This window comes from Actinoallomurus iriomotensis, assembly GCF_030269445.1.
GTDB classification, from domain to species: Bacteria; Actinomycetota; Actinomycetes; order Streptosporangiales; family Streptosporangiaceae; genus Actinoallomurus; species Actinoallomurus iriomotensis.
On the sequence record NZ_BSTJ01000002.1, the window covers coordinates 582,929 to 609,157 of the forward strand.

A 26,229-nucleotide genomic window follows, 5' to 3' on the forward strand; every position below is an offset into this window, starting at 1 on the left:
CATGAGAAGCGCCTCGCATCCATCATGACCAACGTTTGGTGGCCGAGAAAACACCCGGAGTGACATTCTGCTGCGACCTTCTTAACCGGTGATTGTTCTCCGCATGAGCGGGTACCCCACGACCGGCGGCCCCCGGCGCCGAAGCCGGGGTCCTACGAGGAAGGACACTGAGATGGCGACGCGATCGGCCTCCAAGAAAGACACGAAGAAACCCACTGAACACACCAATCTCACTCGTCTGAAGGAGCTGAAGGGCACCGTGGAGACTGCGACGAAAACCGTGAAGGCGGCCACCAACGCGGTCAACCGTGGAAAGGCAGCCCCGAAAGCCGCGATAAGCGCGGCCAAATCACTGGGATCCGGCGGCTCGACCGCGAAGCACGCCGTTTCCGGCGGCCTCGACACGCTGAAGAAGGCCGGCGAGAAGGTACTCGGCAAGAAGAGCGGTCAGACGAGCGAGAACCCCTCCAAGATCACCAACATCCTCGAGGAGATCGACGTCGGGGCACCGCGCCGGCTCGTCTACGACCAGTGGACCCGATTCCAGGACTTCCCGGGGTTCACGAAGAAGGTCGAGGGCACCGAGCAGGTCTCGGACGAGAAGCTCCGGTGGAAGGCGAAGATCTTCTGGTCGTCCCGCTCATGGGAGTCCACCATCATCGAGCAGATCCCCGACGAACGGGTCGTCTGGCGCTCGACGGGCGCCAAGGGACACGTGGACGGCGCGGTGACCTTCCACGAGCTGACCCCGGACCTCACCCGCGTCCTGCTCGTCCTGGAGTACCACCCGAAGGGCCTGTTCGAGAGGACCGGCAACCTGTGGAGAGCGCAGGGCCGCCGGGTCCGGCTGGAACTCAAGCACTTCCAGCGGCACGTGATGGCCCACGCGGTGCTGGCCAAGGAGGACGACACCGAGGGCTGGCGCGGCGAGATCCGCGACAGCGAGGTCGTCAAGAGCCACGAGACCGCCGTGGCCGAGGAGAAGAAGCAGCAGAACAACGACAAGTCCGGCGGCGCCGGCGACACCGGCAAGTCGAGCGGCTCCACCCGCTCCCGGAAGTCGTCGAGCACCGGCCGCTCGTCGAACACGAAGCGCTCCTCCAGCAGTTCGTCCTCCAGCAGCTCGTCCTCCGGCGGCTCATCGAGCAAGGGCTCGTCCTCCGGCACGAAGCGCTCCTCCAGCACCCGAAAGACCTCGGACAAACAGGAGAACTAACCCACCGCCGGGTCGCAGACCCCTCCCGCCCAGGGGCGCCATCCCACTTCCATTGTCCAGCGCCGCGGTCTGAGCAGGGAAGGACGGCGGGGGGCTGTGGAAAAACCGGCGCGGGGACAGCCCGGTAAGCGGCCCGGCGCCGGTGGTACGCGACGGCCTTCGCGGAAAGACATGGGGCTTCCTGGCCGAACACCATCAGGCAGGCGCGCGGGAGTCCGGACGCGCCCCGGACAGGTCGTCGACGTTGATAACCGGCAGGACAGCGCCAGACCGACACTCCGCTCCGAGCGAGCCCATGCCGGCGCGTCGGCCTTCCGTGTCTGCGACCTGCCGATTATCGGCGTCGATGATCGGCCGGGGGCGCGCCCGATTGCTAGGCGACCCGCCGCCGCGGGATCGCCGGAGACGCCCACCCGAGCTCGGACGCCGAAGGGGTCGGCTCAGCCGCGGCTCTTGGCGAAGGCGAGGAAGTCGCGGGCGACCGGAGGCAGGGGGCGGCGCATGTGGACCAGGCCGATCGTCGTGGTGATCGGGGGCATGAAGGAGCGGACCGCGAGGCCGTCGACGGCCTCCACCTGGTTTCGGTACCACATTAACGACCCGACCCCGGCGCGTACCCACGTGAGCCACGCCCCCCGCTCGTTCGACTCCACCGCCGGGATCGGGGTGACGCCGATGCGGGCCAGCACGCCGTCCAGCTCGGTTCGCCGGGCGCTGCCCCGGGCCGGCATGACCAGGCGCAGGCCGTCCAGTGCCGACTGCGGAACCGGCTCGCGCAGGTTCAGGCCGGGCGGGGAGATCAGGACGATCTCCCGCTGTTCGAGCGGATGCGCCGCTAGGTCGCCGGGCACCGGCAGGTCGGTCAGGGCGAGGTCGGCGCGCCCTTCGCGTACGGCGGCGCCCACCGACTCACGGCCGTCACACCGGACCACTCGGATGCGAGCGGCGGGCTGTTCGCGGGCGAACCCCGGCAGCAGCCGTGCGGTGAGCTCGGGCTCCAGGGAGGACGTCGAGGCGACCCGCAGTTCGCCAGGCCGCCCGCCGGCGGGCGCGGCGGAGAACGCCTCGATGGCGTCGACCGCCCTCAGGGCATCGCGCGCGTACCGGACGATCTGCTCCCCGGAGTCGGTGAGCGCGACACCGCGACCGGCTCGGGCGAACAGCTCGACGCCCAGCTCGCGTTCGAGCTCCCTGATCGCCCGCGACAACGCCGGCTGTGCGACGAACAGGGCCTGAGCCGCCGCGGTCATCGTGCCGTGGTCGGCGGTCGCCACGACATAGCGCAGCTGCCGCAGATTCATGGCACGACGGTAGGGCAAGGCGCCGTGCCCAGTCCTGGACATAGCCGGAATGGGCCCGGACATTCACGGGGCGCGGTGACACGCCCCGGAATCGACGGAAAAGGTGTGATCAGTCGAGGTCGGCGCCGTACGTCTGTTTCACCACGTCGAGGTGATGCCACGACTCCCCGACCCAGACGCCCGGCACGGCGCGAACCGCTTCGAGCGTGCTCAGCAGCACGTCGCGGGAGGTGGCGTCGATCCCACACACGAGGTCGTACCGGCCGAAGCCGGTGACCACATAGTTGATCCCGGAGAGCCGGGCGATGCGGCCGGCCGCCGTGTCGACATCCGACGAGACGCGGACGCCCACCCCGGCGAGTTCGCCGGAGCCGAGGGCGCGCGAGTCGACGATCCCGCTCACGTGGATCACTCCGGTGCGCATGAGCCGTACGGCACGCGCGCGGGTCGCCGCCTGGGACAGGCCGACCACTTCGGCCAGCCGGGTGTACGGGGTGCGGCCGTCGCGCGTCAGCTCCCGCAGCAGCCGCCAGTCGATCTCGTCGAGCGACACGTCGGGCAGTTCGGTGACGACGGAGTGCGCGTCCTTCACCACGGAGATGACGCGGAAGACCTCGACTCCGCGCACGCCGGGCAGCGAGCGCACACCGTCGACCTCCTGGGCGAGCTTGGCGTCGTCACGGACGCGCACCTCGGCGACGACGGCGTGCGCCCCCGTGGCCAGGGCGGCGAACCAGGCCGCCGACTTTCTGGCCACGGCGTCGACCACATGACGCGCCGGACCGTCGACGTCGATGAAGATATGCCCGATGGCGCCGGTTCCGATCACGGATGCGTGCACGATGCCGACCACGCGCACGATCCCTGAATCCAGAAGATGCTGCACGCGCGTGCGCACGGCCGTACGCGACAGGCCCACACGGTCGGCCAGCGCCTGGAAGGTCGCCCTTCCATCCCGCTGCAGCTCGCGTACGAGCACAGCGTCGACCGCATCCAGCACGGGGGTCCTCCTCAGAGCCTGTATGTTCCTGCATTGGCTTGCATGATCATTTCATTACTGACGTCTTCGTCGCGAAAACGGAGCGTTGTTCGTGTTCGTCCGCCAAAGGACCACCGATCTGTCGGTGAGGCGCGGCGTCGGTGCCGAAAGCGGCGCGTTTCGTCGGCCGCCGGCGTGGCAACGTCCGGGCATCATCGGCTAAAGCTCGCGTCCCAATTCGACGAGGATTCCGCGAGCCTCGTCCCGCGCGGCCGCGGCCGCCTCCTCGTTCCCCTTCGCCACGTGCGTCTCGGCCAGGCAGCGCAGGGTCTCGGCCACGTCGAGCGACTCCTGGAGGTCGCGGAAGATCCGCAGAGACTCCCCCAGCTGTGCGGCCGCGGCGTCCGGGTCGCCGTCGGCGAGGAGCATCTCTCCGGTGAGCCGCAGCACGTGTCCCTCACACGTGCGCCAGCCGACATCGCGAAAGGTCGTCATGACCCGGTCCAGGACCGGCCTCGCGTCGTCGTGGCGCTTCTGCCGGACGAGACACTCCCCCATCCGCATCTGCACCACCGCCTCACTCAGCCGGTCACCGATCGCGCGGAACGTCGGCAGCGCCTCCTCCAGCAGCCGCAGCGCCTCGGCGTACCGGCCGAGTTCGAGCTCGACGCCCGCGATGCGGCGCAGCGCGTGCGCCTCGCCCATGCCGTTGCCCGCGCTCCGGTAGAGCCGCAACATCTCCTCGAACCGCGCCCGCGCCGGCTCGGCCCGGCCCTGGTCGAGGTCGCACAGGCCGAGTCCCTCCACGGCGTACGCCTCGGCGCGCCGGTCGCCCATCTCGCCGAACAGCCGCAGCGCGTCGGCCCACAGCGGCCGGGACCCCTCCGGGTCGCCGTTGATCCGGACCGTCCCGGCCACGCCGCACAGCGCGCCGGCCCGGCCGTAGCGCTCGCCGATCCGCTCGCAGAGCGTCGCCGCGCGCTCGAAGTGGCCTCGCGCCTCGCCGAACTCGCTCTGGACGTACAGCATCGCGCCGAGGTTGATCTCCGAGGCCGCCTCGCCGCGCAGGTCACCGGACTCTCGCGCGGCGGCCAGCGCGTGGTCGCAGCAGCGGCGCCACTCGACCAGGTCGCCGCAGAACTCGAACAACGGGAGGCTGGCGCTGGCGAGCTCCCAGCACGGGCCGGGCATCCCGGCCGCGTGCGCCTGCTCCACCATCGCGGTGATCGCGGACCGTTCGCTCTCGAACCACGCGAGCGGGTCGCGCAGCAGGACGTCGGTGCTCTCCGGGTCGAGCGGCATGCGCGGCGCGTCGCCGGACAGCGGCGCGTAGTAGCAGTTGGGCAGCCGGCGTTCGGCCTCGTCGACCAGCGCCAGCCACGCCCCGGCCACACGGGCCAGCGCGGCCCCGCGCTCGGACGGGGTCTCCTCGGCGACGGCGCGCTCGCGCGCGTACACCCGCAGCAGGTCGTGGAAGCGGTAGCGCGGCTGGTCGGTCGCGTCGCGGCCGGCCACCTCCAGCAGGCGGGCGTCCACCAGCTCCTCGACCAGGTCCTCGCCCTCCTGCATCGGCACGTCGACCAGCGCGGCGGCCGTCCAGGCCGCGAAGTCGGCCACCTCCAGCACACCGAGCAGCCGGAACGCCCGCTGGGCCGCCGCGGACAGGCCCCGGTGGCCCAGCGCGAGGCTGCCGCGCACCTCCAGGTCGGCGTGGACCAGCTCGTCGAGCCGCCGGTGCTCGTCGGCGAGCCGCCGCGCGAGGCGGTCGAGGGTCCAGTGCGGCTTGGCGGCCAGCCGCGCCGCCGCGATCCGCAGGGCCAGCGGCAGCCGGTCGCACAGCGCGGTCACGCGGTCGGCGGCCTCCGGCTCCGCGGCGACGCGCTCGGGGCCGGCCACTCGGGTGAGCAGTTCGGCCGCCTGGACCGGGTCGAAGGCGTCCAGTTCGATGCGCGTGGCGCCGGCCAGCCCGGTCAGGCGCCGCCGCGAGGTGACCAGGACCGCGCACAGCGGGCTGCCCGGCAGCAGCGGGCGCACCTGTCGTTCGTCGGCGGCGTTGTCCAGGACGATGAGGGCACGCCGCCCGTCGAGGCGGGCCCGGTACAGGTCCGCGCGCTCGTCCGGGTCGGCGGGGATGGCCGCGCCGTCGACGCCGAGCGCCCGCAGCAGGCGGCCGAGGACGTCGCCGGGGTCGGCCGGCGTGGCCTCGCTGCCGTGCAGCCCGACGTAGAGGCGCCCGTCGGGGAACTCCTGGCGCAGCCGGTGCGCGACGTGCACGGCGAGCGTGGTCTTGCCGACGCCGCCGCGCCCGCTGATCGCGATGATCGGCACGGCGGCGTACGGCTCGGGGCGCCAGGTCAGCGCGGCGGCGATCTCGGCGACCTGCTTCGCGCGGCCGGTGAAGTCGGCGATGTCGGGCGGCAGCGGCGAAGGCCCGGCGGACGGCGCCGGCTCGCCCACCGGCCCGGCCGGGCCGGTGTCGTCGGCGAGGATCGCCTGCTGGATGCGGCGCAGGTCGGGTCCCGGCTCCAGGCCGAGCTCGGCGACCAGTGTCTCGCGTGCCTCCTGGTAGGCGTCGAGCGCCTCCGAACGGCGTCCCGCGCGGTGGAGGGCGCGCATCAGCTGGCCGCGGAAACGCTCGCGCAGCGGGTGGGCCGCGACGAGGGAGACGACCTCCGGGATGAGATCACCGGCCCGGCCGACGGCCAGGTCGGCGTCGATGCGCTCCTCGATCGCGGTCAGCCGCCGCTCCTCCAGGCGCTCCGCCTCGGCCGCGAGACTCGGCAGGCCACCGAGGGCGGGCCCGCGCCACAGCGCGAGGGCGGCCCGCAGCTCCTCCGCGGCGCGCGCCGGATCCATGCCCCGCGCGGCGCCGATGCGGCGCTCGAACTCCAGGAGGTCGACCTGGTCCGTGCGCAGGACGTAACCCGGCGGAACGGTCACGATGACGTCGCGGACCGGCTCGCCGTCGGGGTCGGCGAGCCGCCACGCCCGCCGGAGCGCGGAGACGCACGCCTGGATCTGCGCCGTCGCGGTCGTGGGCGCGCGCTCCCCCCAGACGGCCTCGATCAGGCGGTCCACGCTGCGCACGCGTCCAGGGTCCAGCGCGAGCGCGGCCAGCACGGCACGCGCGCGGGGACCGAGCGGAGCGGAGACGGCGCCGTCCCACAGCTCCACCGGACCCAAGAGCCTGACCTGCATGCATGCCTCTCAGCGAGGGGTTCCGACCGACACGCACGGCACCGGAGGATGCGCCGTGCGAGGGCGCCGGCAAGCTCCATAGCTCAGCTCAGAACGTAAGTGTCGCATGAATAAATCACTCATGGTCAACATGGATGGCAGGAAAGATTCCATATCGCCGTTTCGGCGGCCCGCCACGACACCGACTCGGCACCCGGGAAAGGGACTTTCGGCGGTGCGCGGGGCACACTGTCCGGATGCGATTGCGACACCTGATCGCGGTGCTCCTGCTCTCCGCCTCGGCCTGCTCGGCGGGGCACGAGCACACGGTCGCCCGCCCGCCCCGCGGCCGGGCCCCGGCCCCGCGGCGCACCGGCCCGGCGGTAGCGGCCACGCCCGCGCCGCCGAGCCCCCGGCACATGGTCTTCCACGGGGCGCGCGACTCCGGCATGGTGGCGCTCACGTTCGACGCCGACATGACGCCCGGCATGTGGCGATCGCTCGACGCGGGACGGATCAAGTCCTCCTATGACCGCCGCATCATCGGCACGCTCGACGCCACGCACACCCCGGCGACCATATTCGCCACCGGCATGTGGATCCGGCGTTATCCGGCGGTGACGAAAACGCTCGCGGCCGACCCGCTGCTGGAGTTCGCCAACCATTCCTACGAGCACAGCGCCTTCACGGCCCCGTGTTACGGCCTGCCGGTCCTGCCCGCCCACGACCGTACGGAGGACGTGCGGCACGCCGCGCGGATCCTGCGCGACCACGTTCCGGCGCCCACGCCCTACTTCCGCTTCCCCGGCGGATGCCACGACCAGGGGGCGGTACGGGCGGTGCTCGCCGCCGGGGTGACACCGGTGCAGTGGGACGTCATCAGCGGCGACGCGTTCGGCCACGACCCCCACGCGATCACGCGTACGGTCCTGAAGGAGGCGAAGGGCGGCTCGATCGTGGTCATGCACCTCAACGGTGCGCCCACCGCACCGGAGACCCACGCGGCGCTGCCCGGGATCATCACCGGCCTGCGGGCGCGCGGGCTGCGCCTGGTCAAGGTGTCGGAGCTGCTCAAGGCCCATTGAACCGGGCACCGGCGGGTATCCATCACAATGGAGGGTGGCCTTTCCGGCCATTCGCCCAGATGACGGACGGTGTTGACGAACGTGCGCCTGCTGAACGGTGAGCAACCGGTTCACGACCTGACCTACAACGACGTGTTCATGGTGCCGCGCCGGTCCGACGTCGGCTCCCGGCTCGCGGTCGACCTGTCGACCAGTGACGGCAGCGGCACGACGATCCCCATCGTCGTCGCCAACATGACCGCCGTCTCGGGCCGCCGGATGGCCGAGACGATCGCCCGCCGCGGCGGCCTCGCGGTGATCCCCCAGGACATCCCGGTGGACGTCGTCGCCGACGTCATCGGCTGGGTCAAGACACGTCACCTCATCGTCGACACCGCGATCCGGCTCGGTCCCGGCGGCACGGTCGGCGAGGCGCTCGGCCTGCTGTCCAAGCGCGCGCACGGCGCCGTCATCGTCGTCGAGGACCATCGTCCCGTCGGCGTGGTCACCGAGGCCGACTGCCTGAGCGTCGACCGGTTCACCCAGCTCAGCGAGGTGATGTCCCGCGATCTGCTCACGCTCCCGGACACCGTCGACCCGCAGAAGGCCTTCGAGACGCTGCACGGGCGCGGACACCGGCTCGCGCCCGTGGTCGACGGCGAGGGCCGGCTGACCGGCGTCCTGACGCGTACGGGCGCGCTGCGCGCCACGCTGTACGAGCCGGCGGTGGACGCGGGCGGGCGGCTGCGTGTGGCCGCCGCGATCGGCGTGAACGGCGAGGTGGAGGAGAAGGCCGAGGCGCTGCTGGCGGCCGGCGCGGACGTGCTGGTCATCGACACCGCGCACGGGCACCAGGAGAAGATGCTCGGCGCACTGCGGCGCGTACGCGCGCTCCGCCCGCAGGTGCCCGTCGTCGCCGGCAACGTCGTGACCGCCGACGGCGTGCGCGACCTCGTCGAGGCGGGCGCCGACGTCGTCAAGGTCGGGGTCGGGCCGGGCGCGATGTGCACGACCCGCATGATGACCGGCGTGGGCAGGCCGCAGTTCTCCGCGGTCCTCGAGTGCGCGGCGGAGGCCCGCCGGCTGGGCCGCCACATCTGGGCGGACGGCGGCGTACGCCACCCGCGCGACGTGGCCCTGGCCCTCGCGGCCGGCGCGGCGAACGTCATGATCGGCTCGTGGTTCGCCGGGACCCTGGAGTCTCCGGGCGATCTGCAGCGCGCCACCGACGGGCGGCTGTACAAGGAGAGCTTCGGGATGGCCTCGGCGCGTGCGGTGCGCCTGCGCACGGCCGACGACTCGCCGTTCGAACGCGCCCGCAAGGCGCTGTTCGAGGAGGGGATCTCCACCTCGCGGATGTACGTCGATCCGCAGTCGCCCGGCGTCGAGGACCTGCTCGACACGATCATCGCGGGGCTGCGGAGCGCCTGCACGTACGCGGGCGCGCGGACGCTGGAGGAGTTCCACGAGCGGGCGCTGGTCGGGGTGCAGAGCTCCTCGGGCTACGCGGAGGGCGAGCCGCTGCACGTCAGCTGGTGACGGGCCACCGCCCGGAGCATGTCCGGGATGGGTGGATCATAGAAGGGACGTCGAGGCGAGGACGGTGACATGCCCCGTATCCAGGGGTTCGAGGCTTACCGCATGGCGATGCCGCGCGGCCGGCGCCCGGAGAGCATTCTCGTCCGGGTGACGGACGACGACGGCCTCGCGGGCTGGGGCGAGGTGGCCGCCTCCGACGTCTGCTGGGCCGACATCGAGGAGCGCGTCGGCCCCGCCCTGCTCGGCCTCGACTGGGAGCTGCCCGAGGAGGTCGGCGGCGTCGGCGGGCTCGGCGGGAGCGCGGCGGCCTCGGCGACCGACATCGCCTGCTGGGACCTGTGGTGCCGCCGCCAGGGCAGCCCGCTGTCCTATTCCCTCGGCGGCACCCGCACCTCGGTGATGGCGGGCGCCCGGCTCGGCGCCGAGCCCACGCTCGACGTGCTGCTCACCCGCGTCAACCGCCTCGTCGGCGCCGGCTACACACGGGTCACCCTCGCGGTGCGCCCCGGCTGGGACGTCGAGCCCGTCCGCACCGTACGCCGGGCGTTCCCCGCGCTCGCCCTCCAGGCCGACGCCGGAGAGGCGTACACCGAGGCGAAGGCCCACCTCGACGCGCTGGACGCCCTGGACGCGTACGGCCTCGTGGCGATCGAGCGGCCGTTCGCCGGCGACGACCTGCCCGCGTACGCACGGCTGCAGCGGCGGATCGCCACGGCGGTGTGCCTCGATCCGGCCGACCTGGACACCGTCGACAGCGCCCTCGCCATGGGCGCCGGCCGCATGCTGGGCCTGCGCATCGCCCGGCTGGGCGGCCTGACCGCGGCCCGCGGCGCCCACGACCGCGCCCTCGCGGCCGGCTGGGAGGCGTGGTGCGGCGGCGCGGACGGGTTCGGCGTCGGCCAGGCGGCGGCGGTCGCGGTGGCCAGCCTGCCGGGGTGCGACCTGCCGAGCGACGTGACCGAGACCCCGACCGCCACGGCGGTGGTGTCCCCGCCGGTGAGCGTGAACGGCGGCGTCGTCGCCGTCCCCCTCACCCAGCCGGGCCTCGGCCACGACATCGACGAGGCGATGGTCGCCCGCCTCGCACGCCAGAGCCTGCGCATCCCGGCGTGATCCCGCCCGGGCCGCGCCTCAGACTCCGGCGAGCCGGGCGGAGCGCCGCAGGTACACGATCCAGGTCACGACGGCGCAGAGCACGTAGAAACCGATGAAGGCGACGTAGGCGCCGGTGCCGGACCCGTACGCGAGGAACGACTGCCGGAAGGCCAGGTTCACCAGGACGCCGCCGAACGCGCCGATGGCGCCGGCGAGGCCGATCAGCGCGCCGGACAGGCGCCGGGCCTCCGTCTCCTCCGCGCACTTCGCGCGGAAGATCGCCGGGATCATCTTGTACGTCGAGCCGTTTCCGACGCCGCTGAGCACGAACAGCAGCACGAACCCCACGATGAACAACGGCAGCGACCGTTGCGCCGAGGCGAGCAGGACGACGGCGGCGCCCAGCGCCATGGCGGTGAAGTTCCAGAACGTCACCCGCGCGCCGCCGAGCCGGTCCGCCAGCCGGCCGCCCACCGGGCGGACGAGGGAACCGAGCAGCGGGCCGAGGAACGTCAGGTACGCGGCCTTGACCGGGGTGGTGAAGTCGGCGGCGAACTGCACCTGGAGCACCTGGCCGAAGGCGAAGCCGAAGCCGATGAACGACCCGAACGTGCCGATGTAGAGCAGCGAGACGATCCAGGTGTGCGCGTCCCGCGAGACGTCGCGCATGGCCCGCCCGTCGTTGCGCAGCCCGGGCAGGTTGTCCATCCACAGCGCCGCGCCGAGGGCGGCCAGGACGATGAGCGGAATGTAGATGCCCGCCACCAGTCGCGGGTGGCCGGCGCCCGCCGTGGCCAGGACGGCCAGACCCACGAGCTGCACCACGGCCACCCCGAGGTTGCCGCCGCCGGCGTTGACGCCGAGCGCCCAGCCCTTGAGCCGCTGGGGAAAGAAGGCGTTGATGTTCGCCATCGAGGAGGCGAAGTTGCCGCCGCCGACGCCCGCGACGGCGGCGATGATCAGCAGGGTGCCGTACGACACACCGGGCCGGATGACGACGGCGGCGGCCACGGCGGGCACCAGCAGCAGACTGGCGCTGATCACCGTCCAGTTGCGGCCGCCGAACCGGGCCACCGCGAAGGTGTACGGCAGGCGCAGCGCCGCGCCGATCGCCGTGGGGACCGTGGTGAGGACGAACTTGCCCGCCGGGTCGATGTGGTACGCCGGGCCGAGGAACAGCACGAGGACCGACCACAGGCTCCAGACCGAGAAGCCGATGTGCTCGCTGAAGATGGACAGGACGAGGTTGCGCCGGGCGACTCTCGCCCCGGTCGCCGTCCAGAACGTCGCGTCCTCGGGACGCCAGTCCGTGATCCGGCCTGGCGCGGTCGCCGGCGCACGTCGCTCGACGGTGGTCATGGGAGCCTCCTGCGGGTCCGTAGGGCCGTCCCGGACGGTAGGAACCCGACGTTTCCCGTGGATGTGGCGCAGGAGTCGGCGGTGCTACGTTCCGTGCACGCCGCGCGGCGCGGTGCCGTGAGGTCGCGCACCGGCCCGCCAGACCCCGGGTGAAGCGCTTGTGACCTCACGGTAATACAGCGGACTCGATGGTGAAACGCTCCGAACTCAGGATCGGCACCATGCCGCCGACTCCTACGAAGACCGGTCACCTTGTCGTCATCGGCCATGGTCCGGCCGCGCACCGCCTGATCGAGGCGGTCCGCGAGCGGGACACCGAGGATTACTGGCAGATCACCGTCGTGGGCGAGGAACCGCGTCCGGCCTACGACCGGGTCGCGCTGACCTCCTACCTTACCGACGGCGCCGACCTGGGGTACCCCGCCCACGACGACGCCGTGCGCGTCCGTACGGGAGAGCGGGTCACCGCGATCGACCGTGCCGGCCGCACGGTCACGACGGACGCCGGAGAGACGCTCGGGTACGACACCCTGGTGCTCGCCACGGGATCGGTGCCGTTCGTCCCGCCCGTGCCCGGGGCCGGCACCGCCTTCGTGTACCGCACCATCGACGACCTGGACGCCCTGCGGGCGCGGGCCGCGGGCCGCGCGAGCGGCGTCGTCGTCGGCGGCGGGCTCCTGGGCCTGGAGGCGGCCCGCGCATTGCAGGGACTCGGCCTGGAGACGCACATCGTGGAGATGGCGCCCTGGCTGATGGCCCGCCAGCTCGACGAGGGCGGCGGGGCGATGCTGCGGCGCCACATCGAGGCACTCGGCCTGCGCGTGCACACGGGCGTCATGCTGGACCGCGTCGAGGCTGACGCCGTCCGTCTCGCCGGCGACACGGTCCTGCCGGCCGACGTCGTCGTCTTCTCCGCCGGCATCCGCCCCCGCGACGAGCTGGCCCGCGCCGCCGGGCTGGAGGTCGGCGAGCGCGGCGGCGTCGTGGTCGACGACGCCTGCCGCACCGGCGACCCGCGGATCTACGCGATCGGCGAGTGCGCGCTCGTCGGCGGGCAGGTGTACGGGCTGGTCGGCCCTTGCCTGTCGATGGCCGAGGTGGTGGCGGACGCGCTGTTCGGCGGGGCGGCCCGGTTCGCGGGCGCCGACACCTCGACGCAGCTCAAGCTCATGGGCGTCGACGTCGCGAGCTTCGGCGACCCCTCGGCCGACGCGCTGAACGTCAGCTACACCGACCCGGTCGCCGGGACGTACAAGCGGCTCGTCGTCAGCGACGACGCGGGGACGCTGCTCGGCGGCGTGCTCGTCGGGGACGCGTCGGCCTATCCCACGCTGCGCGCCTGCGTCGGCGCGAGCCTGCCCGCGGCGCCCGACCGGCTCCTGTTCGGCGGCACCGAGGCCGTGGCCGGCGCGATGACCGAAGAGACGATGGTGTGCAGCTGCAACGGCGTCAGCGCCGGCACCATCCGGTCCGCGATCGCCGACGGAGGCCTCACCGACCTGCCCACGGTGAAGGCGTGCACCCGCGCGGGCACCGGCTGCGGCAGCTGCGTCCCGCTGGTGAAACGGATCCTCGACGAGGAGCTCACCTCCGCGGGCATCCCGGTGAGCCGGGCGCTGTGCGAGCACTTCGACCACACCCGCGCGGAGCTGTTCGACATCGTCCGGGTGCGGGGCATCACGACGTTCAGCGGGCTCATCGCCGAATGCGGCCGGGGCCGCGGCTGCGACATCTGCAAGCCGGTGGTCGCCTCCATCCTGGCCAGCCTCGGCACCGGGCACATCCTCGACGGCGAACGGGCCGGCCTGCAGGACACCAACGACCAGTTTCTCGCGAACATGCAGAAGAACGGCACCTACTCGGTGGTGCCACGCGTGCCCGGCGGGGAGATCACGCCGGAGAAGCTGATCGTCATCGGCGAGGTGGCGCGCGACTTCGGCCTCTACACCAAGATCACCGGGGGCCAGCGGATCGACATGTTCGGGGCCCGCGTCGAACAGCTCCCCCAGATCTGGAAGCGGCTGACCGAGGCCGGATTCGAGTCCGGGCACGCGTACGGCAAGGCGCTGCGCACGGTCAAGTCCTGTGTGGGCTCCACCTGGTGCCGCTACGGCGTGCAGGACTCGGTCGGGCTGGCGATCCGGTTGGAGCTGCGCTACCGGGGCCTGCGCGCCCCGCACAAGATCAAGTCGGCGGTGTCCGGATGCGCGCGGGAGTGCGCGGAGGCGCAGAGCAAGGACTTCGGCGTCATCGCCACCGAGAAGGGCTGGAACCTCTACGTCGCCGGGAACGGCGGGATGCGACCGCGGCACGCCGACCTGTTCGCCACCGATCTGGACACCGACACCCTGATCCGCTACATCGACCGGTTCCTGATGTTCTACATCCGCACCGCGGACCGGCTCCAGCGCACCGCGTCGTGGCTGGAGAGCCTCGACGGCGGCATCGAGTACCTGCGGGACGTCATCGTCGCGGACCGGCTCGGCATCTGCGACTCGCTCGACGCCGCGATGGCCCGGCACGTGGAGGACTACACCGACGAATGGCGGGCGACGCTGGAGGACCCCGAGCGGCTGCGCCGCTTCGTGTCCTTCGTCAACGCGCCCGGCACACCCGACCCGAGCATCGTCTTCGAGCCCGAACGCGACCAGATCAAACCCGTCATCCCGGAGGTGGTGTCCCGATGACCTCGCGAAGCGAGGGAGTCACAGGCGTGCCCCAGTGGTCACACTTTCCGACGCAGGAGGACTCATGACTCAGGTACTCGACCTCGCGCCTGTGTCCGTGCGCTGGCAGGACGTCTGCGACTACGACGACCTGCCGCCGGAGGACGGCGTGTGCGCGCTCGTCGGCGGAGAGCAGGTGGCGCTCTTCCGCACCCACGACGGACGGGTGCACGCGCTGTCGAACCTCGACCCGTTCAGCGGCGCGTACGTGCTCGCGCGCGGCATCGTGGGCTCCCGCGGCGGCGTGCCGACCGTCGCCTCCCCGATGTACAAGCAGGTCTTCGACCTGACGACGGGCCGCTGCCTGGACGACCCGGCGGTCCGGGTGCCGGTGTACCGCGTGCGCGTCAGCGGCACGCGGGTGGAGGTGGCCCGGACGTGAACGCCGAGCCCCTGGCCGGCTTCACGGTGGGCGTGACGGCGGCGCGCCGGCACGAGGAGCTCTCGGCGCTGCTGGAGCGGCGAGGCGCCCGGGTGGTCTACGCCCCCGCGATCCGGCTGGTGTCGCTGTCCGACGACGCCCTGCTCCTGTCCGCGACGCGGCAGATGCTGGCGAGCCCGGTCGACGACGTCGTCGTCACCACCGGCATCGGATTCCGTACGTGGCTGGAGACGGCCGACGGCTGGGGGCTGCGCGACGACCTGATCAAGAGACTGAACGACGCCCGGATCCTCGCCCGCGGCCCCAAGGCGCGCGGCGCGGTCCGCGCGGCCGGGATGGCCGAGGCGTGGTCGCCGGAGTCGGAGAGCTGTGAGGAGGTCCTGCGCCACCTGCTGCGGGAGGACCTCACCGGCCGCCGGATCGCGGTGCAGCTCTACGGCGAGCCCTGCCCGGACCTCACCGACGGGTTGCGGCGGGCCGGCGCCACGGTGCTGGAGGTCCCGGTGTACCAGTGGGCGCCGGCGGAGGATCCCGAACCGCTCCGGCGCCTCGTCGAGCAGGCGGTGGCGGGCACGCTGGACGCGATCACCTTCACGAGCGCGCCCGCGGTCGCCGCGACGCTGGCCGTCGCCGACGAGCGCGGCAGCGGCGAACCGCTGCTCGACGCGCTGCGCACACGGGTGGTCGCCGCCTGCGTCGGCGCGGTGACCGCCGCGCCGCTGGAGCGCCGGCGCGTGCCCACCGTACGGCCCGACCGCGCGCGGATCGGCGCGCTCGTCCGTGCCCTCGCCGCCGACCTGCCGGTACGGCGCTCGGACCGGATCGTGGTGCGCGGCCACACGCTCGAACTGCGCGGGCACGCCGTGCTCGTCGACGGGCGGCTGCGGCCGGTGACGCGGGCGCCGATGGCGGTGCTGCGTGCGCTGGCGGAGCGGCCCGGGCACGTCGTCTCCCGCACGGAGCTGTGCGGTGTGCTGCCGAGCGGCACCGGGCCGGGCGGGCCGTGGCAGGCGCGCCTCCAGCCCGACGAGCACGCGGTCGAGATGGCGGTGGCGCGGCTGCGGCGCGTCCTCGGGCGGCCGGGCCTGATCGAGACGGTGGTCAAGCGCGGCTACCGGCTCGCCTGCGAACCCGCCGCGGAGAGCGCCGGCCCGTGAGCGAGTGAACCGGCAAACACGCGCCCCGGTCACCCCACCGACGAAGGAGGGCCCCGTGAGCGAGCGAAGCGAGTGAACCGGCAAACACGCGCCCCGGTCACCCCACCGACGAAGGAGGGCCCCGCGAGCGAGCGAAGCGAGTGAACCAACGAACACGCGCCCCGGTCACCCCACCGACGAAGGAGGATTCGTGAGCGCGACTCCGGTACTCCTGGCCGTGGGCCACGGCACGCGCGACCCGGCGGGAGTCGCCACGATCCGCGCCCTGCTGGACCGGGTGCGCGCGCGGCGGCCGTGGCTGCACGTGGCGGAGTGCTTCGCCGAGATCTGCGCGCCCTCCCTCGAGGACGCCGTGGCGGGCCTGACCGGGCCCGCGGTGGCCGTGCCGCTGATGCTGGGCCGCGGCTACCACTCCCTGGTGGACATCCCCGGACGCACCGGCCCCGGCGCCGTGGTCACCCGGCCGCTCGGCCCCCATGCGCTGCTGGCCCGCGCGCTCGTCGACCGGCTGCGGGCGACGCCGCCGGCGGACGCCGTGGTGCTCGGCGCCGCCGGCACGTCCGATCCGTCCGGGGTGGCCGACGTGCGCGCCGCGGCGCGGATGCTCGGCCGGTATCTGGGGCGTCCGGTGGCGCACGGGTTCGCCGCGTCGGCGGAGCCGTCGCTCCCGGAGGTCGTCGGCACCCTGCGAAGGCGCGGCGCCCGGCGGGTCGTCGTCGCCTCGTACCTGCTCGCGCCCGGGTTCTTCCACCGGCGCATCCTCGACTGCGGCGCGAACGCGGTCAGCCCGCCGATCGGCGTCCACGACGCGCTCGCGGCCCTGATTCTGCGCCGTTACGACGAGGCGGCGGCCGCATACGGCCGGGCCGGAGAAGCGCCACAGAAGGCGATTTCCCGCGCATAATGCTTCCGCACGCCGAAGGTTTCGGAGCGTCGGGCACCTGACCTGGCACTCAGCGGGAGATGATGCGACGCATGGAACCCCTTCCGAGTGCGGTGTGGATCGTGGCCGGGCCACCGGGCAGCGGGAAGTCGACAGTGGCCGACCTGCTCCTGAGCCGGCTGCGGCCCGTTCCCGCGCTGATCGACAAGGACACGCTCTACGGCTCCTTCGTCTCGGCGATGCTCCGCGCGAACGGCCGCCCGGAGGGCGAGCGCGAGGGTCCCTGGTACGACGAGCACATCAAGGTCCATGAGTACGCCGGGATGACCGCCACCGCCCGCGAGATCCGCTCGCACGGATGCCCGGTGCTGCTCAGCGGCCCGTTCACCGGGCAGATCCACGACCCTCGGCGGTGGCGCGCGTGGACCGAGGAGCTGGGCGGCTCGCCGGTGCACCTGGTCTGGATACGCGCGGACCGCGAGACGCTGCGCGAGCGGCTCAAGAGCCGTGGCCTGGAGCGCGACCAGCGCAAGCTGGAGCGCTTCGAGGAGTTCGCCGCCGCGATCCGCGCCGGTGAGCCGCCGCCGGTCCCCCACATCGCGCTGGACAACCGCGCGACGGCCCGGCCGCTCGCCGACCAGCTCGACGAACTGCTCTGGTGAATCCGCGACCTGAGGTCAGAACTCCGGGCCGTAGCCGGTGCAGTCGGCCTGGAAGTGCGGGGTGGCGGGGCCGAGGGCGTTGAGCACGTTCTGGATGGCGGGGCCGTCGAGGGAGAGCCCGACGTGGCCGACGGCATCGCCGGGGCACTGGTCCTGCAGCAGGATGTCGGTGACGTCGGCGCCCTTGAGGAAGGAGTTGGTGTACGGCGTGACCGTGCCGTCACGGGAGCTGGCGATCACCACGTAGCGCGGGCCGGGCACGGTGTCGCCGTCGGCGAACAGCGCCGTCTGGAAGGGCGAGCCCTCCTCCTGTTCGGACTCGGCGGGCGCGCCGATGAGCGTGTAGGCGCCGTTGACCAGTCCCAGCACGTGGAACGTACGGCCGAGGTCGACGAGCCCGCCGAGCGTCGTGCCGTGGTTCGTGGGCGCCAGGCCGATCATGGTGTGCACCTTGGCCGCGCCGCCCAGCCGTTTGATGTAGTAGTTGGGCATCATCCCGCCCTGTGAGTGGCCGACCACGTCCACCCTGGCGGCGCCGGTGGCGGCCAGCACCCGGTCGACGAAGGCGCTCATGGTCGCGGCCGACCGCGAGATCTCCCCCAGGCCGTACAGGTGGCCGAACAGCGAGGAGTAGGTCTCGCCGTAGTTGAAGGCGTACACGCAGAATCCGGCGTCGGCCAGTGTCGGGGCGAGCGCGACCCAGGCCGAGCCGAGGTTGGACGTGGTGCCGTGGACCAGCACGACCGGGTACGGATGCGCGCGGGAGGGCCGACACGACCAGTCGTTGGCGCCCGCGACGGCATCCGGGCTGACGAAGAAGTTCGCCACGGCCGTCTTCAGGTCACCGACCGGATAACGCCTCGCCGCCTGCGCCGGTGCCGCGGTGAGCGCCAGCGCCGCGAGCCCGGCGACGAGCCCACGCGAGATGGTCCTGATCATGCGGCATGCTCCCTTCGCGCCGGTCACACGCTACGGACCCCAACGTCGAAAAGACAAGAGCGTTCTTTTGATCGGGCGGCGACGCGTCAACTTCGGAACAGCTCCCGCAGGTTGACCACGAGAAGCACGGCGGCGACCACGACCATCGGGCCGAGCAGCACGTACCGGCCCCCGTACACGACCGCGAAGCTCAGTCCCACCACGACGGCCACCGCCCCGGCCAGCATCAGCAGACCCGTCGCGAGGGCGAGCATCCGGCGGCGGGCCCAGGCCTCCATCGTCAGGAAGAGGAAGACCACCCCGGCGAGAAGGATCGACACGGGCTCGTGCGGCACGACGAAGACGCCGACGACGGCGAGGATGAACAGGGGTGTGCTCAGCGCGGCCCAGACGTTGAGGAAGCGGGTGCGCGAGCCACGCGTCGGCGTGTACGGCACGTTCGGCTCGCGCAGGTGCTCCTGTGGTCTCCCGACGGCCGGCGGCCGTGCGAGTGTCGCGTCGTGCGCGGCGCGCTCCTCCGCCAGGTCCGTACGCGTGCGGACCAGCGCGCGGAGGGCGTTCTCGGCCTTGACCACCTCCGCCGACCGCTGCCGCGCGAGGCCACGGGCGTTCTCGTGACGGCCGAGGGAGACCGCGGCCGCGCGCAGCCGCCGGAGTTCCTCGCGGTCGTGCTCGATCGTGGCGTCGGCGTCCGCGATCTCCTTGTCCAGGATCGCGATCCGGTCGCGCAGCGCCCGGACGTCGTCCTCGGGCTCGGGCGGCACCTTCTGCAGCCCGGCCCATCCGAGCGGGTCCGCCCAGAGAGTGCGCACCCGGCCGTCGCGGTCATAGCGCGGGCCCGCCGGGGCGCGCTCGCCGCCGACCCAGTCACGCGTGTCGCGGCCCCACAGCCCGTGGAAGCCGCTCACCCACGGCGTCTCGTCGGAGATGACGACCGGATGCCAGCCGCGGGCACGGGAGGGGCCGACCTCCTCCCCGTCGCCCAGGGCGTAGTCGATGAAGGGGATGCCGACGCCGGAGTGCCGGCGCCCCTCCCGCGTCCACGGGAAGGCGAAGGCCGTGACCCGCCGCGTGCCGCGGAGGATCGGGCGCAGCCGCGCGGGGTTGACGGTGACCAGGTACCGGCCGCGGACGAACGCGCCCGAGTGCGAGCCCGCGCCGACGTAGATCACCGGATGCTCGCCGGCCAGCCGCAGGTCGGGGTCGTCCCAGCGGCGGCGCAGATCGTCGCCCGACTCGTCGTGCGCGGACACCGCCACCCACGCCGGCCGCGGCCCGGCGGGGGACTCGGCGAGGTAGATCGTGACGGCCTCCCAGTCCGCCTCGTGGTCGTTGACCCCGCTGAAGGTCGTACGCCAGTCGTTCATCGCGTACAGGAAGTAGTACTGGAGGGCCACGTAGCCGCCCTCGCGCACGACCCGGCCGTAATAGGTGCAGCGGGCCGGGTTCATGCGGCGCTCGTACAGGTCCGCGGCGGCCGCGGCGACGCCGCCGGGCACCGAGCCGCGCAGGAACAGCGACGCGCGGAGCAGCACGTCGAAGACCCGGCCGAACAGCCCGACCGCGGCGAGCCGCCCGGACTTGGCGATGGGCGGCTTGGCGCGCGTGTACCGGCGGACCTCCTTGCGGTGGAACGGCTCCTGGACGAGCAGGAGCGACAGCTGCGACTGCGGATACCGCTCGGCCGTCGCGACCAGCACCTCGGCGGTCAGCTCACCCGCCGGGACGAGCTGTTCCTCCCCCCGCCAGAGGCCGCAGCAGGCCAGGTAGTCCTCCACGGCGACCGGGAAGAAGCGCTCACCGTCGGTGTAGGACAGGACCGGTTCGTACCTGCGCAGCAGCTCGAGGTCGGACTCGTACGGAACGGTTTCTTCCGGCTCAGCCACCGAATCCCCTAGTAACGACCATTCGGCTGTTATACCGGACGGCCATTACCGGTGATGTCTCTGTATCGGGGTGCATGAACGGTTTTTCACCGGGTACCCCGTAGGCGCTTCAGCCGTCCAGGGAGTTGATCGCCAAAATGTCCGCAACGCTACGAGTCCCGCGCACCCGCGGCGCCCTCAGCGGGTTGCTGCTGGTGTTGCTCGGCCTGTGGGGGGCGCTCATGCCTCTCATCGGGCCGTACTTCCACTTCGCCTTCGCCCCCGACAAGGCCTGGCACCTCACGTCCGGCCGGATGTGGCTGCAGGTCGTGCCCGGTGCCGCCGTCTTCCTCGGCGGCCTGATCGCGCTGGCCAGCGCCAACCGTGCCTTCGCGGCGTTCGGCGCCTGGCTCGCCGCGGTCGGCGGCGCGTGGTTCGCCGTCGGCGTTCCGCTCAGCGGCCTGTGGGCCGACCAGGGCCGTACGACCCTCGGCCCGGCGCTCGGCGGCACGACGCGCCAGGTCGCCGAGCAGGTCACGCTGCTGTACGGCCTCGGTGTGGTCTCCGTCTTCCTCGCCGCCGTCGCCCTCGGCCGCCTCGCGGTGGTCGGCGTACGGGACGCCGCGCTGGCCGAGCAGGCCGACCGGCCGTCGCCGGTGACCGAGGAGCGGCCGGTGGGCGAGGCCTCCCCCGGCCCGCGTCCGCCGCTGGGGCATCGTCCGTCGCGACCGGAGGACGCCACCGTCCCGCCGCCGCGCGGACCGCTGCCCGAGCGGGTCCCGGGCACGGCGCCTCAGCCGACCGCGCCGCAGACCATGGGCCCGACCGACGTGAAGGTGGCCGGCCGGACCGACGCGGCTCGCGGAGCCGAACGGCCGGGCCCCGGCGTCTGACCCCCGTTTCCACGGCCCCCGTCCGCTTCCCCCAGGCGGACGGGGGCCGTGGGACGTCCGGGCTCAGCCGCCGTACAGGTCCAGCAGGGTCCGCGCGGAGGCGATCACGCACTCGCGCAGCTCGGCGGGTTCCAGCACCTCCACCTCGCCGCCGAACCGCAGCAGCTCCGCGTGGGCGTGCCGGACGGACTCGATGGGGATCACGGTGCGCACCCAGCCCGCCTCGTCGGGCTCGCCGGCGTTCTCCCGCGCCGCCTGGATCACCGCCGGGGTGAGCAGGTGCAGGAGACGGCGCATCCCCTCGGGCGAGAAGCGGACGACGGCCTCGCCGGAGAACATCTCACGCTGGAAGCGGTCGAGATAGGCACGCCAGAACGCGGCGAGGTCGAAGTCGGCGGGGCGTTCGAAGATCTCGTCGAGCGTCTCCAGCTCCCGCACCCGGTCGACGCGGTACGTACGGTCGCCTCCGTCGGACCGGGCGATGAGGTACCAGTTGCCCGCCTTGAGGACCAGCCCGAGCGGCTCGATCGTACGGGTGATCGGCGTCGGGGCCTTCCAGCGCCGGTAGAGCATCCGGACGCGGTGCTGGTTCCACACGGCGTCCGCGACGGCGGCCAGGTACGGCGTCGGCTCCCCGCCGTGGAACCAGCCGGGCACGTCCAGGTGGAAACGCTCGCGTACGCGGCCGGCGCGTTCGGCCAGGCCCTTGGGCAGCGCCGCCATGAGCTTCAGCTCGGCGGCGGCGAGGACGGTGCCCAGGCCCAGCTCGGCGGCGGGCCCCGGCATGCCGGCGAAGAACAGCGACTCGGCCTCCGCCGCGGTCAGCCCGGTGAGGCGGGTGCGGTAGCCGTCGAGCAGCTGGTAACCGCCGGCCGGCCCCCGGTCGGCGTAGACCGGCACGCCCGCGGCGGACAGCGACTCGACGTCCCGGTAGATCGTCCGCAGCGAGACCTCCAGCTCGTCGGCGAGCTGCTGCGCGGTCATCCGCCCACGCGCCTGCAGAAGCAGGAGAAGGGACACCAGCCGGCTCGCGCGCATGCGCCCCAGTCTGCCCGCATCGGCCCGTGGGCGCGGACCCGGCCGGGTCCCCCGGCCTGACGGTCAGTGAGCCGACTCCGACCACGGTCCGAGCGGATTCGGGCCGAACGTCATCCCGAGCATGAGCGGGTGAATGCCCCACTCGAGGAACGCCGAGAGGGCCAGGGCCCCACCGAGGGTCAACGCCTTGTGGCTCGCCGGCGCCGTGACCTGCTGACGCTCCGCCCCCGGCGCGACCGCGTGGTCGCTCCAGAACTGTGCGCCGGCCGGAACCGGTGTCGCGCGCACGGCGGACAGCCATGCGCCGCCGGGGTCCCGCAGCAGCTCGATCACCACGACCGGCGTGAAGGGCCCCGCCCAGCTCCCCAGGTGGATCGCCAGCCACTCGCCGCGGGCGGCGGCGGCGAAGGCCACGTCCCCGAGCCATTCCGCCGCGGTGACGTCGCCCCGCATGGACTCGGCTTTCGCCTCATCCGTCCCGACCGGTGAGAGTTGGACGAGCTGGGACACGGGCGTTTCCCCCGGGCCCGGCTCACGGTCACGCAGCACCAGCAGACCGGTCTCCCGGTCGAGGAGGCCGACTTCGCGGTAACGGCCGGTCTCGTCGTCCACCCGTAGCATCGCGCCCGTCCCCAGCATGCTGGGCGGAGCGCCGGACAGCCGCCAGAAGCTGACGTCATCCTCGTCCCACAGCGCGATGTGGCCGCCCACCGGCGGTCCGACGAGGACACTGGCGAGCGGCGTGCCGGTTAACGGGGAACCGAGTTGATCATGATCCATGCGGTCAACCTACCGAGTCCGGGCTCGGTACTCCGTGAAATGAGCTCTACCCGGCGGATTCGGTGGACCCGCCTCCCGCGGTCACGGGGTGGCGAGGCCGCGGGCGTGCTCGGCGGCCGCGGCGGCGGGGCCGTCGTGGGCCGGGCCGTGGCCGGGCAGCAGGACGTCCGCCTCCAGCCGTCCCAGCGCCCGCAGGCTCGCCAGCGCCTCCTCACGGTCGTGGTGGAAGTAGTCCGGCAGCAGCTGCGGGCCTTGTGCGCGTGAGGTGGGGTGGCCGGTCACGAGCGCGTCGCCGGTGATCAGGACGCCGGCCTCCGGCAGGTGGTAGGCGCAGTGGCCCGCCGTGTGGCCGGGCGTGTGCACCGGCACCGGGCGGCCGGGCACGTCCAGCGGGGCCGGGAACGCCTCCGGCGACGCGACGCGTACGTCCGTCAGGCCGCCCGAGCGGACCGCGCGCACCGCCCACGGCAGCACGCCCGGACGCCAGGCGTTCCGCGCGATCTGACCGGCGGAGACCTGGTGGAGGAACTCCCGGCGGGCGTGCGGGACCTCCTCCTCGTGCATCAGCACGGGCACGCCGTACGTCGCGCGGAGGTGCTCCGCGGAGCCGAGGTGGTCGGAGTGGGCGTGGGTGATGAGGATGGCCGCGAGGTCCTCGGGGCGACGCCCCACCGCCGCCAGGGAGGCGATGACCCGCTCGCGGTCGCCGGGATAGCCGGTGTCCACGAGCGTGACCGCGTCACCCTCGGTGAGGATGACCCAGTTGGTGTCGCTTCCGCGGGCGAGATGCACGCCTTCGCGGATCTCGGTGACGTCGTCCATGGGCCATGATTATCGCGGGCTCAGATCACGATGACGGTCTTGCCCCGCGCCCGCCCGGCGCGGCTGCGCGCCAGGGCATCGGGTGCCTGGGAGAGTGTCACCGTGTCGCCGATGACCACCCTGACGTGCCCGGCGTCGATCTCGCGGGCGAGGCGTTCGAGGAGATCGGCGCTTGACGCGTTGCTGAAGTTGGCCGCCTCGACCCCCGGCAGGCCCTCGTCCGGCACGGCGAAGACCGGGCTGAGGATCGTGCCGCCGGGACGGATCGCCGGCAGCAGCGCGCGCAGCCGCTCGGTGTCGCTCGCCAGGTCGATGATGGCGTCCACCGGTGCTTCGACCTGGTCGGCGATCGGGCCCGCGGTGTGGTCGACCACCTCGGTGGCGCCCAGGGCGTGCATCAGGTCGGCCTTGTCCGGCCCGGCGGTGGCGACGACGGCGATGCCGCGGGCGGCCGCCAGCTGCGTCGCGAAGGTGCCGACGCCTCCGGTGGCGCCGACCACCAGCAGCCGTCCGGCGCCGGCTTCGGCCACGCGGTCGACGAGGTTGAGGGCGGTCATGCCCGCGGTGGGCACGGCGGCGGCCTCGCTCAGCGCGACCGTACGCGGGGCCGCGGCGATCGCGTCCTGCCGCGCGACGGCCAGCTCGGCGTACGATCCGCGCCCCTCCTTCGCGTTGCTGAACTGGCCGAAGACCGCGTCGCCCGGCTGGAAGCCGGTGACGTCGGCGCCGACCCGCTCGACGGTGCCGGCGCCGTCGGTGCCGATGGTGAGCGGGAACCGCACGCTCGGGATGGCGCCGTCGACGACCTTCCAGTCGAACGGGTTCAGCCCGGCGGCGGTCAGCCGCACCAGCACCTCGCCGGGGCCGGGCTCGGGCACCGGCTGGTCGGTCACCTCGGGTTCGGCTCCGAAGCCGGTCACGGTGACAGCGCGCATGCATCCCCCCGAATCGTCAACGCGGACGGTCCCTACCCCTGGCCGTCGAGGCCCATCCCCCGGGGCCGGACCATGATCCCACTTTCCGCGTCCGCGGGTAGCCTGCCGGACGTGGCGGTGGAGGATTCTTGGCCCGATCGGACGGTGCGGGGAACAGGTGGCGGGGGAACCATGGTGAATATGCGTGTCGGTCGATCCGCTGTCGCGGTGTGCGCGGTCCTCACCGCGGGCGTGGCCTGCAGTGGTTCCGGCGGCGGGGGCGGCACGGCCACCCCGCCCGCCGCCCGGCGGGCGCACCCCCCGGACCCGCTGGCGACCTCCCCCGCGCCCCCGGGTGACAAGACGGGGGCGGCGATGACGTCCTACCTGCAGGGTCTGGCGGCCGACAAGAAGTTCACCGGCGCGGCGATCGTGGTCCGCCACGGGCAGGTGCTGACGCGTTTCGCCGCCGGGAAGGCCGACGCGGCCAAGAACGTCCCGAACCGCCCGGACACGATCTTCCGTCTCGCCTCGGTGAGCAAGCAGTTCACCGCGATGCTGGTGCTCAAGCAGCGCGATCAGGGACACCTGCGGCTGAGCGACAAGATCTGCCCGTACCTCGTGCCCACATACGTCAAGTCGTGTCCGAAGGCCTGGGGCGCCATCACGATCAAGGAGATCCTCGACCACACGTCCGGGATCCCGGATATCTCTGAGATGCCGGACTTCTTCCCCAAGTTGTCGAAGCCCACGAACACCCAGGAGATCATCCAGCGGTTCGTGAACAAGCCGCTCGACTTCAAGCCCGGCACGAACTGGAAGTACAGCAACTCCGGCTACATCCTCGCGGGCGCGATCGTCGAGAAGGTCGCCAAGAAGCCGTTCGGCACCGTCCTGCACGACGACATCGCCGGTCCGCTCGGGCTCGGCCGCACCGGCTACACCAACGGTTACCCGCCCTCCCCGTACGCCAAGGGCTACCTCAAGCCCGGCACGCCGGCGCCGCCGATCAACGGCTCCCAGGCGAACGCCGCGGGCGGGGTGTACTCCACCGTGGACGACCTCAGCCGCTGGGACCGGGCGTTCGGCACCGCCAAAGTCGCGCCCGCCTCGACGGTCAAGGAGGCGCTGAGCCCGCAGGCGCCCTGCCCGTCCGGAGGCTGCCTCGACTCCCCCTCCAGCGCGTACGGCTTCGGCTGGCTCATCGACAAGCTGAAGGGCCACCGCTACGTCTACCACCCGGGCCTGCTGCAGGGGTATCACACGAGCAACGGCTACCTGCCCGACGACGACATCGCGGTCGTCGTGCTCAGCAACGTCCAGACCACCGACGTCAACGGGATCAACCGCCACCTCGCCACGATGGCCCTGAGCGGCTGACCGCGCCCCGTGGACGGGCGCGCCGGCCGTCCGGGGGCGGCGACGCCTCGTGCACGGG

21 protein-coding genes are annotated in these 26,229 nt (G+C 72.8%); 11 read left to right on the forward strand and 10 right to left on the reverse strand.

The window, feature by feature from the left end:
- Positions 1 to 259 precede the first annotated feature (259 nt).
- Complete coding sequence (locus tag QSK37_RS11445) at positions 260 to 1,216, forward strand: SRPBCC family protein (RefSeq protein WP_285619669.1); 957 nt, start codon at positions 260 to 262, stop codon at positions 1,214 to 1,216.
- A 440-nt stretch (positions 1,217 to 1,656) separates the two neighbouring features.
- On the opposite strand, the gene QSK37_RS11450 is transcribed toward QSK37_RS11445, so the two are convergent.
- The 3 genes from QSK37_RS11450 to QSK37_RS11460 form a co-directional block, all read right to left on the reverse strand.
- A complete protein-coding gene (locus tag QSK37_RS11450; protein ID WP_285619671.1) occupies positions 1,657 to 2,517 on the reverse strand; it encodes a LysR family transcriptional regulator in 861 nt (286 codons plus the stop codon).
- Between the two features lie 109 nt (positions 2,518 to 2,626).
- Positions 2,627 to 3,517 carry an Lrp/AsnC family transcriptional regulator gene (locus QSK37_RS11455; protein ID WP_285565813.1) on the reverse strand — a complete coding sequence of 297 codons (891 nt, stop codon included), beginning with the start codon at positions 3,515 to 3,517 and terminating at the stop codon, positions 2,627 to 2,629.
- Positions 3,518 to 3,715: 198 nt separating this feature from the next.
- Positions 3,716 to 6,694 (reverse strand): AfsR/SARP family transcriptional regulator, encoded by a 2,979-nt coding sequence (locus QSK37_RS11460; RefSeq protein ID WP_285619673.1) that lies wholly within the window; start codon positions 6,692 to 6,694, stop codon positions 3,716 to 3,718.
- Positions 6,695 to 6,930: 236 nt separating this feature from the next.
- On the opposite strand from QSK37_RS11460, the gene QSK37_RS11465 reads away from it, so the two are divergent.
- The 3 genes from QSK37_RS11465 to QSK37_RS11475 all read left to right on the forward strand — a co-directional run bounded on the left by QSK37_RS11465 (position 6,931) and on the right by QSK37_RS11475 (position 10,389).
- Positions 6,931 to 7,758, forward strand: a complete 828-nt coding sequence (locus QSK37_RS11465; protein WP_285619674.1) for a polysaccharide deacetylase family protein — start codon at positions 6,931 to 6,933, stop codon at positions 7,756 to 7,758.
- Between the two features lie 81 nt (positions 7,759 to 7,839).
- Entirely contained in the window at positions 7,840 to 9,276 is a 1,437-nt protein-coding gene (locus QSK37_RS11470; RefSeq protein WP_285567150.1) for a GuaB1 family IMP dehydrogenase-related protein, read from the forward strand.
- Positions 9,277 to 9,345: 69 nt separating this feature from the next.
- The gene (locus QSK37_RS11475) at positions 9,346 to 10,389 is read left to right on the forward strand and encodes an enolase C-terminal domain-like protein (protein WP_285619676.1); all 1,044 of its coding nucleotides are present in this window, start codon (positions 9,346 to 9,348) and stop codon (positions 10,387 to 10,389) included.
- A gap of 18 nt (positions 10,390 to 10,407) precedes the next feature.
- Here QSK37_RS11475 and QSK37_RS11480 read toward each other — a convergent pair whose 3' ends face one another.
- A complete protein-coding gene (locus QSK37_RS11480; RefSeq protein ID WP_285619677.1) occupies positions 10,408 to 11,730 on the reverse strand; it encodes a nitrate/nitrite transporter in 1,323 nt (440 codons plus the stop codon).
- A gap of 221 nt (positions 11,731 to 11,951) precedes the next feature.
- Between QSK37_RS11480 and nirB the strand changes: the two genes are divergently transcribed.
- The 5 genes from nirB to QSK37_RS11505 all read left to right on the forward strand — a co-directional run bounded on the left by nirB (position 11,952) and on the right by QSK37_RS11505 (position 17,540).
- Positions 11,952 to 14,417, forward strand: a complete 2,466-nt coding sequence (gene nirB, locus QSK37_RS11485; protein WP_285619678.1) for a nitrite reductase large subunit NirB — start codon at positions 11,952 to 11,954, stop codon at positions 14,415 to 14,417.
- A gap of 64 nt (positions 14,418 to 14,481) precedes the next feature.
- Positions 14,482 to 14,838, forward strand: coding sequence for a nitrite reductase small subunit NirD (nirD, locus tag QSK37_RS11490; RefSeq protein WP_285619679.1), 357 nt, complete (start codon positions 14,482 to 14,484; stop codon positions 14,836 to 14,838).
- Positions 14,835 to 15,995, forward strand: coding sequence for a uroporphyrinogen-III synthase (locus tag QSK37_RS11495; RefSeq protein ID WP_285619681.1), 1,161 nt, complete (start codon positions 14,835 to 14,837; stop codon positions 15,993 to 15,995). Before nirD ends, QSK37_RS11495 begins: the two co-directional genes overlap by 4 nt.
- A gap of 190 nt (positions 15,996 to 16,185) precedes the next feature.
- Entirely contained in the window at positions 16,186 to 16,899 is a 714-nt protein-coding gene (locus QSK37_RS11500; protein WP_285619682.1) for a sirohydrochlorin chelatase, read from the forward strand.
- Positions 16,900 to 16,970: 71 nt separating this feature from the next.
- Positions 16,971 to 17,540, forward strand: a complete 570-nt coding sequence (locus tag QSK37_RS11505) for a P-loop nucleotide/nucleoside kinase family protein (protein ID WP_285619683.1) — start codon at positions 16,971 to 16,973, stop codon at positions 17,538 to 17,540.
- Positions 17,541 to 17,555: 15 nt separating this feature from the next.
- On the opposite strand, the gene QSK37_RS11510 is transcribed toward QSK37_RS11505, so the two are convergent.
- Both QSK37_RS11510 and QSK37_RS11515 read right to left on the reverse strand, forming a co-directional pair.
- Positions 17,556 to 18,479: an esterase/lipase family protein gene (locus QSK37_RS11510; RefSeq protein ID WP_285619685.1), complete on the reverse strand. Its 924-nt coding sequence runs from the start codon at positions 18,477 to 18,479 to the stop codon at positions 17,556 to 17,558.
- 86 nt (positions 18,480 to 18,565) lie between these two features.
- Complete coding sequence (locus QSK37_RS11515) at positions 18,566 to 20,365, reverse strand: hypothetical protein (protein WP_285619686.1); 1,800 nt, start codon at positions 20,363 to 20,365, stop codon at positions 18,566 to 18,568.
- A 137-nt stretch (positions 20,366 to 20,502) separates the two neighbouring features.
- Here QSK37_RS11515 and QSK37_RS11520 point away from each other — a divergent pair, with 137 nt between their 5' ends.
- Positions 20,503 to 21,237 carry a hypothetical protein gene (locus QSK37_RS11520; RefSeq protein WP_285619687.1) on the forward strand — a complete coding sequence of 245 codons (735 nt, stop codon included), beginning with the start codon at positions 20,503 to 20,505 and terminating at the stop codon, positions 21,235 to 21,237.
- Between the two features lie 63 nt (positions 21,238 to 21,300).
- On the opposite strand, the gene QSK37_RS11525 is transcribed toward QSK37_RS11520, so the two are convergent.
- The 4 genes from QSK37_RS11525 to QSK37_RS11540 form a co-directional block, all read right to left on the reverse strand.
- Positions 21,301 to 22,275: a helix-turn-helix transcriptional regulator gene (locus tag QSK37_RS11525; protein ID WP_285619690.1), complete on the reverse strand. Its 975-nt coding sequence runs from the start codon at positions 22,273 to 22,275 to the stop codon at positions 21,301 to 21,303.
- Between the two features lie 63 nt (positions 22,276 to 22,338).
- Positions 22,339 to 23,055 (reverse strand): hypothetical protein, encoded by a 717-nt coding sequence (locus QSK37_RS11530; protein ID WP_285619692.1) that lies wholly within the window; start codon positions 23,053 to 23,055, stop codon positions 22,339 to 22,341.
- 81 nt (positions 23,056 to 23,136) lie between these two features.
- Positions 23,137 to 23,877, reverse strand: a complete 741-nt coding sequence (locus QSK37_RS11535) for an MBL fold metallo-hydrolase (protein ID WP_285619694.1) — start codon at positions 23,875 to 23,877, stop codon at positions 23,137 to 23,139.
- A 20-nt stretch (positions 23,878 to 23,897) separates the two neighbouring features.
- Positions 23,898 to 24,812 (reverse strand): NADP-dependent oxidoreductase, encoded by a 915-nt coding sequence (locus tag QSK37_RS11540; protein ID WP_285619696.1) that lies wholly within the window; start codon positions 24,810 to 24,812, stop codon positions 23,898 to 23,900.
- A gap of 180 nt (positions 24,813 to 24,992) precedes the next feature.
- Between QSK37_RS11540 and QSK37_RS11545 the strand changes: the two genes are divergently transcribed.
- Positions 24,993 to 26,171 carry a serine hydrolase domain-containing protein gene (locus QSK37_RS11545; protein ID WP_285619697.1) on the forward strand — a complete coding sequence of 393 codons (1,179 nt, stop codon included), beginning with the start codon at positions 24,993 to 24,995 and terminating at the stop codon, positions 26,169 to 26,171.
- Positions 26,172 to 26,229: the final 58 nt, after the last annotated feature.